The sequence below is a fragment of the Methylobacterium sp. PvP105 genome, from assembly GCF_017876975.1.
Lineage (GTDB): Bacteria > Pseudomonadota > Alphaproteobacteria > Rhizobiales > Beijerinckiaceae > Methylobacterium > Methylobacterium radiotolerans.
The window spans coordinates 5470093-5484412 of sequence record NZ_JAGIPA010000001.1 but is presented as its reverse complement, the minus strand read 5'-3'; the positions used below and the strand labels follow the sequence as shown (position 1 = coordinate 5484412).

14 protein-coding genes and 2 tRNA genes are annotated in these 14320 nt (G+C 72.9%); 4 read left to right on the top strand and 12 right to left on the bottom strand.

Features of this window, described 5'->3' with window-relative positions; genetic code table 11:
• Positions 1-465 carry a hypothetical protein gene (locus J3A75_RS26760; protein ID WP_043074367.1) on the bottom strand — a complete coding sequence of 155 codons (465 nt, stop codon included), beginning with the start codon at positions 463-465 and terminating at the stop codon, positions 1-3.
• Positions 466-1119 carry a DUF433 domain-containing protein gene (locus J3A75_RS26755; protein WP_043074366.1) on the bottom strand — a complete coding sequence of 218 codons (654 nt, stop codon included), beginning with the start codon at positions 1117-1119 and terminating at the stop codon, positions 466-468.
• Positions 1120-1214: 95 nt separating this feature from the next.
• On the opposite strand from J3A75_RS26755, the gene J3A75_RS26750 reads away from it, so the two are divergent.
• Complete coding sequence (locus J3A75_RS26750; RefSeq protein ID WP_059409621.1) at positions 1215-2000, top strand: hypothetical protein; 786 nt, start codon at positions 1215-1217, stop codon at positions 1998-2000.
• A 73-nt stretch (positions 2001-2073) separates the two neighbouring features.
• Here J3A75_RS26750 and J3A75_RS26745 read toward each other — a convergent pair whose 3' ends face one another.
• On the bottom strand, positions 2074-3300 hold the full coding sequence (locus J3A75_RS26745; protein WP_043074364.1) for a hypothetical protein: 1227 nt from the start codon (positions 3298-3300) through the stop codon (positions 2074-2076).
• Positions 3301-3358: 58 nt separating this feature from the next.
• Between J3A75_RS26745 and J3A75_RS26740 the strand changes: the two genes are divergently transcribed.
• Positions 3359-3434, top strand: a tRNA-Phe gene (locus J3A75_RS26740).
• 237 nt (positions 3435-3671) lie between these two features.
• Here J3A75_RS26740 and J3A75_RS26735 read toward each other — a convergent pair.
• The 7 genes from J3A75_RS26735 to J3A75_RS26705 all read right to left on the bottom strand — a co-directional run bounded on the left by J3A75_RS26735 (position 3672) and on the right by J3A75_RS26705 (position 8519).
• Positions 3672-3763, bottom strand: a tRNA-Ser gene (locus tag J3A75_RS26735).
• Between the two features lie 12 nt (positions 3764-3775).
• A complete protein-coding gene (locus J3A75_RS26730; RefSeq protein ID WP_175654151.1) occupies positions 3776-4633 on the bottom strand; it encodes a glycosyltransferase family 2 protein in 858 nt (285 codons plus the stop codon).
• Positions 4630-5898, bottom strand: coding sequence for a diaminopimelate decarboxylase (lysA, locus tag J3A75_RS26725; RefSeq protein ID WP_024829005.1), 1269 nt, complete (start codon positions 5896-5898; stop codon positions 4630-4632). Before lysA ends, J3A75_RS26730 begins: the two co-directional genes overlap by 4 nt.
• A 155-nt stretch (positions 5899-6053) precedes the next feature.
• Complete coding sequence (locus J3A75_RS26720; protein ID WP_012320971.1) at positions 6054-6410, bottom strand: hypothetical protein; 357 nt, start codon at positions 6408-6410, stop codon at positions 6054-6056.
• Between the two features lie 156 nt (positions 6411-6566).
• The gene (locus tag J3A75_RS26715) at positions 6567-6869 is read right to left on the bottom strand and encodes a 3',5'-cyclic-nucleotide phosphodiesterase (RefSeq protein ID WP_071000071.1); all 303 of its coding nucleotides are present in this window, start codon (positions 6867-6869) and stop codon (positions 6567-6569) included.
• A gap of 144 nt (positions 6870-7013) precedes the next feature.
• Complete coding sequence (locus J3A75_RS26710; protein ID WP_043343910.1) at positions 7014-7727, bottom strand: hypothetical protein; 714 nt, start codon at positions 7725-7727, stop codon at positions 7014-7016.
• Between the two features lie 147 nt (positions 7728-7874).
• Entirely contained in the window at positions 7875-8519 is a 645-nt protein-coding gene (locus tag J3A75_RS26705; protein WP_012320968.1) for a DUF1134 domain-containing protein, read from the bottom strand.
• Between the two features lie 124 nt (positions 8520-8643).
• Here J3A75_RS26705 and J3A75_RS37110 point away from each other — a divergent pair, with 124 nt between their 5' ends.
• Positions 8644-9228 (top strand): YHS domain-containing (seleno)protein, encoded by a 585-nt coding sequence (locus J3A75_RS37110; protein ID WP_012320967.1) that lies wholly within the window; start codon positions 8644-8646, stop codon positions 9226-9228.
• On the opposite strand, the gene J3A75_RS26695 is transcribed toward J3A75_RS37110, so the two are convergent.
• A complete protein-coding gene (locus tag J3A75_RS26695; protein WP_071000070.1) occupies positions 9209-10081 on the bottom strand; it encodes a 3'(2'),5'-bisphosphate nucleotidase CysQ in 873 nt (290 codons plus the stop codon). The genes J3A75_RS37110 and J3A75_RS26695 overlap by 20 nt on opposite strands.
• Before the next feature lie 72 nt (positions 10082-10153).
• A complete protein-coding gene (locus tag J3A75_RS26690) occupies positions 10154-13159 on the bottom strand; it encodes a bifunctional [glutamine synthetase] adenylyltransferase/[glutamine synthetase]-adenylyl-L-tyrosine phosphorylase (protein WP_071000069.1) in 3006 nt (1001 codons plus the stop codon).
• 429 nt (positions 13160-13588) lie between these two features.
• Here J3A75_RS26690 and chpT point away from each other — a divergent pair, with 429 nt between their 5' ends.
• Positions 13589-14299 carry a histidine phosphotransferase ChpT gene (gene chpT / locus J3A75_RS26685; RefSeq protein WP_071000068.1) on the top strand — a complete coding sequence of 237 codons (711 nt, stop codon included), beginning with the start codon at positions 13589-13591 and terminating at the stop codon, positions 14297-14299.
• Positions 14300-14320: the final 21 nt, after the last annotated feature.

Genomic DNA, 14320 nt, shown 5'->3' with positions numbered 1-14320 from the left:
CTACTCGCGCGGCTCGCCAAGCGCTTCACTGGATCCCCCGGGCACGCCGCCTGGGTCGCTCGGCAGGCTGGCCCGGATCGCGGCCTCGACGGCGGCCGCGGCGACGTCGGCCCCCCGGCCGTGATGGACGAGCTCGCGGACCAGAGCGCGCCCGGTCAGCGGGTCGGCTACGATGACCGTGGACCGCTCCGTCCCGACGAGCACGCTCACGCTGAGCTCGACGCGGGTGCCGCTGCCGGGGCCGTCCTCGAAGGGGTAGCAGTCCTCGATGCCGATCAGGACGCCCGGCTTTCGGGGCTCCAGGCCGGCGAGGACGCGGATCGACTCGGGGGGGTACTCGTCGTCGGGCATGCCGGTCTCCGTGGCGAGGGCCTCCGCCCTGGCGCGGGCCCACAGATTCGGGTCGGTGAGGTGGTGCCCCCGCTCGCGCAGGAGGCGGATCAGCGTGTGCTCGCGGTTAGGCATTCAGGGCTCTTCCCCGCGGGCGGCCCGGGCCAGGGCATCTCCGCCGAGGAGGTAGCCAGCGAGCCAGCGATATACGTCCGCCTCCGTCTCAGCCTCGGAGCAGAGCGCTATCGCGAAATCGCCGCCCTGGCCGGTCCGTCTGAGGATCCGCACGGCGAGCGCGGCGGCCGCGTCGAGGCGGTCCGCCTGTTGCTCGAACTCCGCCTCGGCGGCGAGGGCGGCCCCGGCGTATCGCAGCGCCGCGACGCAGCGGTCCCGGCTGACCTCCGGGTACTCGTCGAGGAATCCGTCCAGGGAGACGTGCCACTTACTCCCCAGCAGGCCGAACAGCAGCTGCGCCTCCTCGCGCGTCAGCAGTCCAGCCTCAGCGACGAGGACGGCCCCCCGCTCCAGGGCGGCGATGCAGTCGTCCCGGTCCAGCGTGGGGAAGCTCTCGTCCACGATGGTGTCCAGGTCGTCCGCGACCAGGTTCACGAACAGGGTCTCGACGTTGACGCGGGTGCCCCGGAAGCAGGCGGCGCCTCCCATAACGCCGGGGCGGCGCACGATGACCGCATCGCGCGGGGAGGCGCGCTCGACAGTCGAGGACCGCCCCCGGAGCGCGTCCAGGCGCTTGGCGGCGGATCGCAAATCGTCTGTCCAATCGTCTGGCATGCCCCGGATTCTGAGTCCGTTCCGCCGCCCAGACAAGCACGCATGAATACGGGGGTCCCGGCCGTGTGGTCGGCCTACAACTGAGGGAGTGGACCATGCCGCACTGGAACCGCCGCGAGCGTCCGGACTACCGGCACCTGAAGGACGCCACGCCCGAGTCCGCCCTGGTGACCGCCATCCGGTCCCCGACGTACGGGGAGGCCCGCGACTACCGGCTGCTCGCCGGGTTCCAGGCCCGCCTGACGGCCATGTGGGGCGACCGGGAGGTCCTGGCGATCGACGAGCTCGTGCCCGCCCACGAAGAGGTGCGGGCCCGGGATGCGGGGTTCTTCGGCCACGGCCGCGACTGGCGGGGGGCGTTCCTCCACGATGCCATCGGAAACCTGGTGGGGTGGGGCCTGCGCCTGGCGATCCTGGTCGAGGAGGGCACGCCCGAGGCCCAGGCCTTCAGGATGGCCCGCCGGGATCCCCTTTTCGAGCGCATGGGCAACGGCCAGTACCGCCGGCTCGACGCCGAGGGCATCCGCGAGAAGAGCGCCCGGGGCGCCGGGCGGCGCGAGGCAGCCCGGATCCGGCACGCCGAGCGGGTCGCGCACCTCATCGCCTCCCACGTCGGCCGCCTATGCGAGAAGGGGGCCGCGATCCCGGACGTCTGGTTCACCCGGTTCCCCGACGAGTTCGGTCGCCTCAAGGGCTTGGCCGAGCTCGTCTCCGACTCCCGGGGCACGTTCGTCGAGGCCCACCGCGGGATGCACCTCGCTGACCAGAAGGCCTGGCTGAAGGCGGTCGAGGACTACAACCAGCGGCACCCGATGAAAGCGCCCCCGCGGGATCCGGCCCCGGTGCCGGCCGAGGATCTCGACGCGCTCGACGGGCTCTGAAACGTTTTTAAGGCAAAGTCCGGAATTGCCTTAAAAAGGTTCCTAGGCAACATGCGCCGAAAGAGCCCCTACCTCACTTCGGCCGCTTGCAATCCCTGAGAACGAGAGGAACGGTATTAACAGAGTTCGCAGCGGAGATTTGGAAGGAGAACTGCTGAACGTCGCCTACCCAGTTCATCAGGGCGATCATCTCTGGCGTCGCGCCTACCTTCCCTTTTGCCCTACGGTCTATCGCCGGGTTGGCTATGTCATCGAGCTTCAGGCCTTCGCCGGCGAAGGACTGCTTGGTCAGGTCCGGGATCGAGAAGATCAAAAATCCAAGCTTCGGGTTCTTGAAGTAGCTGACTAGACCGTTGAGGGTCCGCCCTGCGCCGTCGATGAACCTCGCGGGAAAATTGCTGGCCTGCCGCAAAGACTGCGGAATGACATCGTCCACGTCCATTATGGTAAGGAACTTCGATCCTTCGTCGCACATGAGCGAACCGGCATAGCGCCGCTCTCGCTTGTTGAATTCGAACCGGATGACGGTCCGGCCGTCCACGTCTTCGACGTTAAACGTGGTCTCGCCGCTCTGCCCGCTGATGACCCGCATGCGTTTGGCCAGGGCGACCGGCAGCCGGTAGACCCCGTTCTCGAAGGGGGCTGACGCGGCCGCCCGCAGTACGGCTTGGTCGATCCCCATTCGCTGGATGTACGCGGAGATGATGCTGCTGATGACCTGAGCGTCGTCACCCGAGATGGCCTTCCCGTCCACCCCGAAGCGGTGGAGGCCGAAAAAGTCGCGATCGCCGTAATCGCGCGTGACCCCTCCCAGGAACGCGTATGCGCAGGCAGAGGCGCAGGTCGCGCTATCATACGAGAAGATGTTCGTGATGCCCTCCAGCGGAATGGATCGCCCGACCATCGTGTTCATGCCAGCCTTGCGGATCATCTCACCGAGCCGCAGGCCCGCCATAAGGTTCCCCCCTAGCGAATGGAGGTGGAGATCCTTGGAGTAGCTGGCTTCGTCGCTCTTGAGGAACCGCTCAAACTCGGCCGGCGTGTCCTCTGTGATCGTCCCTGTCGCTTGGACATGGATCATCATCATGCTGACCTGCACGGCCTCGAACCGCATCGGCTTCGTCTCATCCAGTGGCAGCTTGGTGCGCTCGGACAGCTTGGTGCAGGTCTCGTTCAAGCCCTTGAGCTGACCCGCCGGGCATCCTTCCTCGGCGAGCGCCGATCCCGGTGCCAGCACCAACAGGATGAGGAGGAGGTAGCGGGTTAGAGCCGACATGGGACTGTCCACGGTGAGTTCCATTTGGGATCGACCCCACCGCCCTGTCCGAATCGCCGCGCCGGTGGGACACTCGCCCCGAGCGCCGGCAGCTGACTCGGTGATAGCGCCGCGCTGAAAACGCGGAGAGGGACGTTCAACTCGTTCCCGGGGCACCACCACCGCCCGAAACGTATCGCATGTGAGGCGCTAAGCGCCTTACGGTCTAACCTGCGATACGTTTGCGTCCAGGCTTTCAACCGGCGCCGGCAAGGACAGGGTGCCCGATCCTGTGGATTCGCGCGGCGGCCGTGGTACGCGGTGCCCAGGAATCTGTGGTACTTTTGCGGTACTTCGTGGATCGTAGATGCCGCCGGGCCGTTGTAATCGCTGCGCTTTTCGCGGCGATGCATAGGTGGCGGAGACGGAGGGATTCGAACCCTCGATACCCATTTCTGGGTATGCTCATTTAGCAAACGAGTGCCTTCAGCCGCTCGGCCACGTCTCCGGCGCTCTGGCTCTAGAAGGTCGGATCCGGCGGGTCAACCCGATCCTGGCGGGCAGCGGCCACGCGGCGGCGCTCGACGTGCTTGGCGACGCGCAGATGCCGCGAGATCGCGTAGTTCATCGCCGTCAGGAAGCCGTAGGTGCCGCGCACGAAATGGCGGCGGCCGAGATAGGCCTTCAGGAAATTGCCCGGCAGCTCGACGAACACCCGCCAGGTCGGAATCACCACGCCCCGCGCTTCCAGGTCGTCCGCCTGCTGGTCGGAGTAACGGTTCAGCTTGTCGAGCTGGTCGCCGAGCGAGCGCACCGAGAAATGGTGGATCACGCCCCTGAGCCGCCCTGGACTCACACCCGGTTCCAGCGCCACCCGGTCGTGGACCGGCGAGGCGGCGTAGCGGCCCCGGTCCTTCCGGTAGAGCCGGACCGGCGTCAGCGTGTAGGCGAGCGGGTGCGGCCGGCCCTCGCCGGGGAAGATCTCCGCGATGCCGATCCGCCACGCCGGCCGGCGCGGCTCGCCCGCGGCCCAGAGGCCCCGGATCTCCCGGACCAGTTCCGGCGGGACCACCTCGTCGGCGTCGAGGTTCAGGAGCCAGACGTGCCGGCACTGCTCCTCGGCGAAGCGCTTCTGCGGGCCGTAGCCCGGCCAGGGATTGTGCAACACCCGCGCGCCCAGCGACGCCGCCAGCGCCTGCGTGCCGTCCGTGGAGCCCGAATCGACCACCACGAGGTCGTCGGTCAGGCCGCGCACCGCCCGGATCGTCGCGCCGATCCGGTCGACCTCGTTGTGGGCGATGATGAAGACCGACAGCGGCAGCGGCCCGTCGGGTCCCGGGGCCGGCGCGGAGGCGGCGCCCGCCGGAGCGCGGCTCACGCCAGCCAGTCCGGCACCCGGTCGAGGGCGATCAGCGCGTCGACGTCGAGGCGCGGACGGACCACCGCCGCCCGGTCGCCCCGCACCAGAACCTCCGGCACCAGCGGCCGGGTGTTGTAGGTGCAGGACTGCACCGCCCCGTAGGCGCCGGCGCTCATCACGGCGATCAGGTCGCCGGGCCTCACCTCCGGCATCTCGCGGTTGAGCGCGAGATAGTCGCCGCTCTCGCAGACCGGGCCGACCACGTCGGCGACGAGGCGCGGCGTCTCGGGGCCCGGCTCGATGACCGGTCGCAGGCCGTGATAGGCCTCGTACAGGGTCGGGCGGATCAGGTCGTTCATCGCCGCGTCGACGATCACGAAGGTCCGCCCCTCGCTGTGCTTCACGTAGAGCACCCGCGTCAGCAGGATCCCGGCATTGCCGACGATCATCCGGCCGATCTCGAAGACCGGCCGCAGGCCGAGGGGAGCGAAATGCGGCCGCAGGGTCGCGGCTAGCGCCGCCGGGTCCGGCGGCGGCGCGTTGTCGTCGCGGTAGGGGATCCCGAGCCCGCCGCCGAAGTCGATGTGGCGCAGGGGATGGCCGGCCGCCAGCAGCTCCCGGGCGAGGCCGGCCAGCAGCCGGGCCGCGTCGGCGAAGGGCGCCAGATCGGTGATCTGGCTGCCGATATGCATGTCGACGCCGTGCACCGCGATCCCCGGCAGGGCGGCCGCGGCGGCGTAGACCGCCGGAGCCCGGGTGATCGGGACGCCGAACTTGTTCTCGTACTTGCCGGTGGAGATCTTGGCGTGCGTGCCGGCATCCACGTCGGGGTTCACCCGGACCGAGACGGGCGCCCGGAGGCCGAGACCCACGGCCACCTCGGACAGGACCGCGAGCTCCGGCTCGCTCTCGACGTTGAAGCAGAAGATGCCGGCCGTCAGCGCGGCCTCCATCTCGGCGCGGCTCTTGCCCACTCCCGAGAACACGATCTTCCCGGGATCCACGCCGGCGGCCAGCGCCCGCTGCAGCTCGCCGCCGGAGACGATATCCATCCCGGCGCCCCGGGCCGCGAGGGTCCGCAGGACGGCCTGGTTCGAGTTCGCCTTCATGGCGAAGCAGACCAGCGCGTCGTCGGCCGCGAACGCCTCCGCGAACACGCGGTAGTGCCGCTCCAGCGTGGCGGTGCTGTAGCAGTAGAACGGTGTGCCGACCTCCGCGGCGAGGCCGGTCAGGTCGACCTCCTCGGCGTGCAGGCGGCCGTCGCGATAGTGGAAGTGGTGCATCTCGGCCGTGTCTCGTCGCCGTGTCTCGTCCGCGCCGGAGCGCGGGCTGTTTCCCGTGAAACACCCCGCCGCGGGCCGCGGCGGGCGCGCCGCCGACCGGGTCCGACCAGGTCACCGGGCGCGCGGCACCGCGACGAGGTGCCGGCCTCCGCCCTCTACAGCAGCGGATCCAGAATGAAAGGCTCCTTGGGCACGCGGTAGCCGCGGCGCGCCCCGCGGCTGGTCTCCACCGGCGCATCGGTGCCGCCCGGCGGCACCGCCGCCGCGGAGAGCTCGTCGCCGGCGCGCACCGAGGCCGGATCCGGCTCGGGGGCGCCGCCGCCGAGCCCGACCGAGACCGGCAACGTCCGCCGTCCGGTCGGCGCGTCCGCACTCGGCTGTGCGCCGGCCGCTGCTGCCGCGGGGGCCGCCGTCTGCGGCGGCTCCAGCGCGCCCCGCCGCCCGCAAGCGGAAGCCGCCAGGGCCACGAGGCCGGACACGGCCAGGAGTTTCAGGGCGGGTTTCGACAACATCGCGCGAGGGTCCGGCGGGCTCGGCACCGGCACGCGAGGGCCGGCGGGAGCGCTACCTTAGCCGTTGCCGCGTCCCGGCGCGAGCGCCCGCCCGCTACAGCCCGGTCGCGGCGTGCGGCCGGGCGCCGGTTCCCGGACCGCGACGGTCGGGAGGCGTCAGCCCCGCCGCTCCTTGCCGCCCTGCGAGCCCTGCCGATTCTTGGCGGGGGTGTTCTGCTGCTGCTCGGCCTCGTAGGCGTCGATCGCCCGGCGGCAGTTCTCGCTGAGCTTCTTCCAGTTCTTCTGGAAGCAGGCATCGGTGGCCGGATCGTCGGGGGCCAGGTTGCCGCAGTAGGTCAGGTAGTCGCCGGTGCAGTACTTCTTCAGGGTCTCATTGCCGCGCTTCGTCTGCTGCGCCGCTGCCGGCAGCGTCAGGGCAAGGGCCGCCGCGACGGCGAGGGCGATCGGCTTCAGGCGCATGGGTATCCGTACCATCTGTCGAAGTTGTGAATGCAGGACGCGTCGGCGATGCGATGATGCCTTTGCGTGGTCGAAACAAGGCAGTCATCGCAGGTTTTCGGTTGCGTTCCGGTAGCCAAACCCCCGTTCCGGGGGCGGATCCGCTCAGACCCGCTCGGGTTGCGGCATCGCCGACGCGGTCCGGGGCATCCGGCCCGGGGCCGTGAGGGCGTCGGCGACCTCGACGATTCGCCGCCGGAGATCGGCGTTCTCGCGCTCGATGCCGGCCTGCCGGTCCGGCGGCGGGCTTCCGGCCCGGTCGCTCTGCCGGTCGGCCAGGGTCAGGGCCAGGGCCTCCTCGGCCGCCTTCAGGCTCGCGCGCAGGTCGTCGCGCTCGGCCGCCAGCGCGGCGGCGTCGGGCGCCGGGGCCGGGCCCTGCCGGAGTGCCAGGAGGCTGTCGAGCAGGTCGGCATGGGCGTCCTCGAGGGCCTGGAGGGTGGCGAGGCTCGCGCTCCCGTCGTCGCGGGCGAGCGCCAGCTCGGTCTCGAGTTCCCGGGTCTTGGCCTGGGCCTGGGCGATCTCGGCGTCGCGGGCGGCGACGTCGCGCGCGAGGGCGGCGACCCGCATCGTCCCGGCCCCGATCGCCGCCATGTCGGCCTGCCGCCGCGCCTCGACGGTCTCGACCCGGCGCTCCAGGCGGCGCTGCTGCACGGCGAACTGCGCGCGCAGGAAGTCGCGCTCCGCGGCGATCTCGGCCGGGGACAGGGGCAGGCGCGCCTCGGCCCGGCGCCGCTCCAGGCGCGCGGCGCGCGTGTTGAGGGCCGGCAGCAGCAGCAGGCCGCACAGGCTCGCCGCCAGGAAGCCCAGCGCGAAGATCATCACCGTTTCGATCACGAGGGTGCAGCCCGCGCATCCGGCCGGAAAACCCGACCCGCCTTCACTCTAGCCCAGGTTGGCCGCGAGGGTGAAATCCCGCGGCGCCGGTCAATCAGAACGCGTTCCGATCCCGTGCCCGATCAGGCCGGATCAGAAAGGGTTCCAAGTGGGCTCACGGGTGAACTTCAGATAGCCGACATTGATCCCGAGGCGGGCGCCGACGCCGCTGCGGATCGGCACGACGATGACCCGGTCGTTGACCACCGCGGTCATCCCGAAGCCGCCCACCAGGTAGGCCGAGCCGTCGACGCCGGCGAAGCGGCGGTACAGGTCGCGCACGTTGGGCAGGTTGTAGACCAGCATCATGGTGCGGGCGCCGTCGCCGCCGACATCGAAGCCGACGGACGGGCCCTGCCAGTAGATGCGTCGCTGGCCGGCGTTGCGGGTGTAGAGGGTGCCCTCGCCGTAGCGGACGCCCGCCACCACGGCGCCGCCGCCCTCCTGGCCGAGGATGTAGCCGTTGGGCTCGCCCCAGCGCCGGCCCGCCTCCTCGACGGTGAGCGCGAGGCCGCGCGACACCGTGCCGAAGAACCGGTGGCCGGATTCCACGATCTCGCCGGGGCGGAAGGTCTCGGGCGTGTCGAGATCCTCGCCGGCCGCCCGGGCCGCTCCCGCCGTGCCGAGCCCAGCGAGGGACGCGCCGAGGGGCGCACCCAGCGCCAGGCCGAGGCCCGCGCGCAGGAGGGTGCGGCGATCGGTGCCGCGATCGGTGCCGCGATCGTCTCGTGCCGTCATCGTTGCCTCCTCGCCCGGTTCGATTAACCGTTCGTGCGACGGACCTGTGCCGCTCTGTCCCGCCGGGCCGGCAGAGGCCGCGCCGGGCGGATGAGTCGGACCAGCTTCTGAGGGAATCCGCAAGATGTGGTTAACGCGTCCTGACCCCGCAGCCCGCGCGCTCCCCGCGTTCGGACGGTCGGGCGCGATCATCCCGAAGGCGGCGCTCACGCTCGCGCGGGCGGCCGGGCTGTCCGCCGCGCTGGCGGCCCTGCCGGGGCTCGCCCCCGGCCGCGCCGCGGCGGAGGAGGGCCTGCCGGCCCGGACCCGGATCGAGCTGCTGACGCTCAACGGCTTCGATCCGGTCAGCTACTTCCTGGAGGGCGGGCCGCAGGCCGGTCTGGCCCGGTTCGAGCTGTCCTGGGGCGGCCAGGTCTGGCGCTTCTCCAGCGGCGCCAACCGCGCGGCCTTCCGGGACGATCCGCCCGCCTACGCCCCGCGCCTCGGGGGCTACGACGCCGCCGGGATCCTGGAGGGCCGGCTGGTGGACGCCGATCCCCTGGTCTTCGCGGTGATCGGCGAGCGCCTGTACCTGTTCCGGGATGCCGGGCGCCGCGCCCGGTTCCTGGCGGAGCCCGACCTGGCCCGCCAGGCGGAGGCGGCCTGGCCGGCCGTGAGCCGTCTGCAGGATGTCCCGCCCGACGCCCCGCCTACGGACGCGCCGCGCTGAGCGGCGCCGCCGGCCGGCCGGCCGCGCGGGCCGGCAGGGCGAGCCGCGGGGCCAGGGTCGGGTCCCCGAGGGCCGCGAAGGGACCGTTGCGGTGATCGGGCCCGTGCTGGCCGTAGCGGATCGGGCCGCCGCCCGGCACCACCACCCGGCCCCCCGCCGCCGCGACGATGTGGTCGCCCGCGGCCGTATCCCATTCCATGGTCGGGCCGCAGCGGACGTAGATGTCCGCCTCGCCGGCGGCGATCAGCGCGAACTTCAGGGCGGACCCGACCTGGCGCGTCTCCGCGACCGGCAGCGCGGCGAGGCAGGTGGCGGTCTCGGGATCGCCGTGCCGCCGGCTGCCCAGGGCGACGAGGCCCGCCACCGGCACCGGCCGCGCGCGGACCGGCCGCCCGGCCCCCGGCCGGCCCGCGACCACGGGACCCTCCAGGGTCGCGGGGCCGGCCCACCAGACCCGGCCGAAGCCGGGGGCCGCGAGGGCGGCCGCCACCGGGCGGGCGCCGGACACGAGCGCGATGTTGACCGAGTAGTCCGGCGTCCCGGCGAGGAAGTCGCGGGTGCCGTCCAGGGGGTCGACGAGGAAGAAGAGGTCGGCCGGGCGGGTCGCGTCGCCCTGGGCGCGCTCCTCGGCCACGACCGCGATTCCCGGGAAGCGCCCGGCGAGGGCCTCGACGATCAGGTCCTCGGCCTCGACGTCGGCGGCACTGGAGGGGGAGCCGTCCGGCTTCAGGGCGTGAGGGCAGGGGCCCCGGTGGTAGCGGCGCAGGATCTCCCCCGCCGCGCAGGCGATCTCGGCGAGCGCCGCGGCGATCCGCTCACGCTCCGGCCCCGAGATCGTCGCCGCGCCCGTCATGGTGCCTCCCAAGACCGCCCTGAATGCCCGACCGGCGGGGGATTGTCGACGGCCTCCGGCCGGAGCGCCACCTCATGGGCGCTCCGGGGGCTCCCGCGCGGCGGCCGGCATCCGCGACGGCAGCCGCACCGTCCGCCGGATCCGCGCCAGCAGGGCCTGGCTCCGGCGGCGGTGGCGGCGCAGCTCCGCCGCGAGGCCGCGCGCGTCGGGGAGGCCCACGGCCTTAGCGATCTGCCGGGACGCGGTCTCGGACGGCTCGGCGGCGGGATCGGCCATCACGAGCCGCTGCCACTGGTAGACGGCGTCGAGGAACCCGTAGGTCTCGGCGAGGGCCTCGCCCGCCGCCGCGGGCAGGAGGCCGCGCGCCGTCGCCGCCCGGAACAGCGCCTCCGCGCCGAGGCCGATGCAGCCGGGCCAGTCATGGGCCTGGCTCAGCACGATGGCCTGGGCGAGGAAGTCGAGGTCGAACAGCGCGCCGGGGGCGAGCTTCAGGTCGTAGGGGCCGGCATGGCCCCGCTCCCGCGCGACCAGGGCCCGCATCGCGCCCGCCTCGGCGCAGACGGCGGCGGTCTCGCGCGGCTGCCGGAGGATCCCGGCGATCGCGGCCGTGACGTCGGCCGCCAGGGTGGCGTCGCCGGCGACGACCCGGGCGCGGGCGAGCGCCATGTGCTCCCAGAGCTCCGCCTCGCCGCCGTGATAGGCCGCGAAGCCGCTGAGCTGCACGGCCGGCGGGCTGTGGCTGCCGTAGGGCCGCAGCCGCAGGTCGACGGCGTAGAGCCGGCCGCGCCGCGTGGCCGTGGTGAGCGCCGCGAACACGCGCTGCGCCAGCCGGTTGTAGGCGACCACGGCGTCGAGGGGGCGCCGTCCGTCGCTGGTGCGGTTCTCCGGGTCGAAATCGTACAGGAACACGAGGTCGAGGTCGGATTCGGCGCTGAGCTGCCGGGATCCGAGGCGGCCCAGCGCCAGGACGCAGCAGCGCCCCGCCGGCACCGCGCCGTGGTCCAGGGCGAACCGGCGCTCCTCCGCCTCCAGGCTCAGCGCGACCGTCGCCTCGGCGATCGCCGCGTAGGCTTCCCCGGCCTGGCGCGGGGTGAGGATGCCCGACAGCAGGCGGGCGCCGGTGACGAAGGCCATCTGCCGCGTGGCGTCCCGGCAGCGGTCGAGGCTCTCCTCGTGGCTCGCCGGCTGGCCCAGGAGCGCCCGGTACTGCGCGCGGACCTCTCCCGGATCCGTGGTCGGCGTCACGAAATCGGCGTCGAGCACGGTGTCGAGGACGTGCGGGCTCAGGCCGACCGTGTCGGCGAGGCGGGGCGCCGTCCCCAGGATGTCGGCGAACAGCAGGCGCAGGCGCTCGTGCGAGCGCAGGATGGCGAGGAGTTCGGCCACCGCGGGCATGCGCGCGAAGGCCCGGTCGAGGGCGAGGAGCGCCGCGTCGGGGTCGGCGGTCCCGCCGAGCGCGCGCAGCAGCGCCGGGAGCATCTCGGCGAGGATCTCCCGGGCCCGGCCGGTCCGCAGGGCCGGGCGGCGGCCGAGATGCCAGCCCTGCACGGTCTCCCAGGCCAGGCGCGGGTCCCGGAACCCGAAGGCGCCGAGCCGCGCCAGGGTCTCGGGATCCGGCTCGCTCTCGCCGAAGACCAGGGCGGCCCCGTCCGCGCCGGCCTCCGGCTCCGCCTCGAACAGCAGGGCGTAGTGCGCCTGGACCCGCCCGGCATGGTGGAGCAGGGCCGCCTCGAAGGCCGGCAGGTCGGGGAAGCCCGCGAACAGGGCGAGCGCGGTCAGCGCCTCGGTCCCGGTGGGCAGGCGCTGGGTCTGCTCGTCCCGGATCATCTGGATCCGGTGCTCGAGGGTGCGCAGGAAGGCGTAGGCCGCGGCGAGCTCGTCCCGGGCCCGCCCGTCGATCCAGCCCTCGGCGACGAGCTCGCCGAGCATCGCGACGGTCCGGCGGCCCCGCAGGGCGGGCTTGCGGCCGCCGAAGACGAGCTGCTGCGTCTGGACGAAGAACTCGATCTCCCGGATGCCGCCGCGGCCGATCTTGATGTCGTGGCCGCCGACCGCGACGGTCTCGTGGCCGCGGACCATGTGGATCTGCCGCTTCAGGGCGTGGATCTCGGCGATGGCCGGGAAGTCGAAGTGCCGGCGCCAGATGAACGGCGCGAGCTCCGCCAGGAAGGCCTCGCCGGCCGGGATGTCGCCGGCGATCGGCCGGGCCTTGATGAAGGCCGCGCGCTCCCAGTTCTGGCCGAGCGTCTGGTAGTAGTCGAAGGCGAAGCCGGTGGAGAGCGCCACCGCGGTCGAGCCCGGATCCGGCCGCAGCCGGTAGTCGATGCGGTGGACGTAGCCGTCGGCGGTCCGGTCGGCCAGGAGCTTCACCAGCCCCTGCGCCAGCTTCACCAGGAAGGGCTTCGGGTCGCCGCCGGTCGCCGCGGCGGCGGGCTCCGCCTCGTAGAAGACGACGAGGTCGATGTCGCTCGAGTAGTTCAGCTCGCAGCCGCCGAGCTTGCCCAGGCCCAGGACGATCAGGCCCGACCCGTCCTGCGGCGCCTCCGGATCCCTGGGCCGGTACCGCCCGGCCGCCATCCCCTGCCGGAGGAGCGCCTCCACCGCCGCGCTCACCGAGGCGTCGGCGAAGGCCGACAGGGCGCCGGTCACCGCGTCGAGGTCCCAGCAGCCGCCGAGATCCGCCAGGGCGACCAGGAGGGCGTGCGCCTCCCGGTTGGCGCGCAGCCGCCGGCCGACCTCGGCGAGGTCGGGATTCGCCCCGCAGGCGGCGCCGACCCCGCGCTGCCGCGCGATGATGTCCCGGCTCGCCGCGTCCGGCGACTGCTCCAGCAGGGCGACGAGGCGCTCGGGCGACCGGGTGGCCGCCCGCCAGAGGAAGGGGGAGTGGTCCGCGAGGCCCAGGAGCAGCTCCCGGCAGGCCGGCGTCAGGAGGCCGGCCGGCAGCGCCGGCGCGAGCTCGGCGAGCCGGGCCCGCGCGGCGTCCGGGTCGGCGAGCCCGAGCCGGGGGCGCAGGCCCGCGCGCAGCGTCGTGGCCGATCCGCTCGCCGATCCGTTCCGGGGATCGGTCTCGTCTCTCATGCCGCATCCTCCCTGGCGCGACGGGGCCGGCATCGTAGCCGACCGGGCCGCCCGTGTCCGGCCCCGCGCGCGGCGCCGGGCGGGCGCCGCGCGTTCACGATGCGGCCAGGGATGGGTCCGGCTTCGCGGCCGTTCCAGGGCCGCGGCGGCGGCTTCGCGGCCGCGCGGGCCCGGAATCGGGGCGCGGCCCGGCCTTCCGTCCGATCCGGTAACGCTTTTCAAAGCCGACCGTGGCGTCTATCCGTGCGGACCGGTCGTCGCCCCCGGTCCGGCCCGCGGGCCGCGCGGGATCCCTTCGGGCGACTCGATCGCCGCAGGGGCGGCCGAGGACCGGGCGGCCGAGAACCGGGCGGCCGGGAACCGGCAGCCCCACTCGGGGCCCCGGCCCGCAGACGTCCGCACCTCAGATCCGCCCGCCCGGAGCGCACCATGTCCTCCCCGACCTCGCCGACCCTGAATCTCGACGGCCTCGACCTCGCCGCCCTGCTCTGCTCCCGCGTCTGCCACGACGTGATCAGCCCCGTCGGCGCAATCGTGAACGGGCTCGAGGTCCTGGAGGACGACCAGGACGAATCGATGCGGACCTTCGCCCTGGAGCTGATCGGGAAGAGCGCCCGTCAGGCCTCGGCGCGGCTGAAATTCGCCCGGATCGCCTTCGGGGCCGCCGGCTCGGCCGGGGCCTCGATCGACCTCGCCGACGCCGAGAGCGTGGCCAAGGGCATGTTCGCCGACGACAAGACCAAGCTGACCTGGAGCGCCCCGCAGGCGCTGTTCCCGAAGAACAAGGTCAAGCTCCTGCTCAATCTCGTGATGATCGCCACCTCGGCGATTCCCCGGGGCGGCGTGATCGACGTCGTCGTCTCCGGCGACGGCGAGGCGCCCACGCTGGTGCTCAAGGCCAAGGGCTCCCACGCCCGCATCCCGCCCCACGTCGAGGAGCTGATGGCCGGCCGGCCCGAGAGCGGCACCGTCGACGCCCACGGCATCCTGCCGTTCTACGCCGGCCTCGTGGCGCGGGCCGCCGCCATGGACGTGCGCTTCGCCATCGAGGGCGATGAAGTGACTATCACCGCCACGCCCGCAGTGATCGACGCGTCCGAAGACCCCGATGGAGAGGCTTCGGACACGACGCTGGCGTGAAACTCTGAAAAAGGCGCCGCG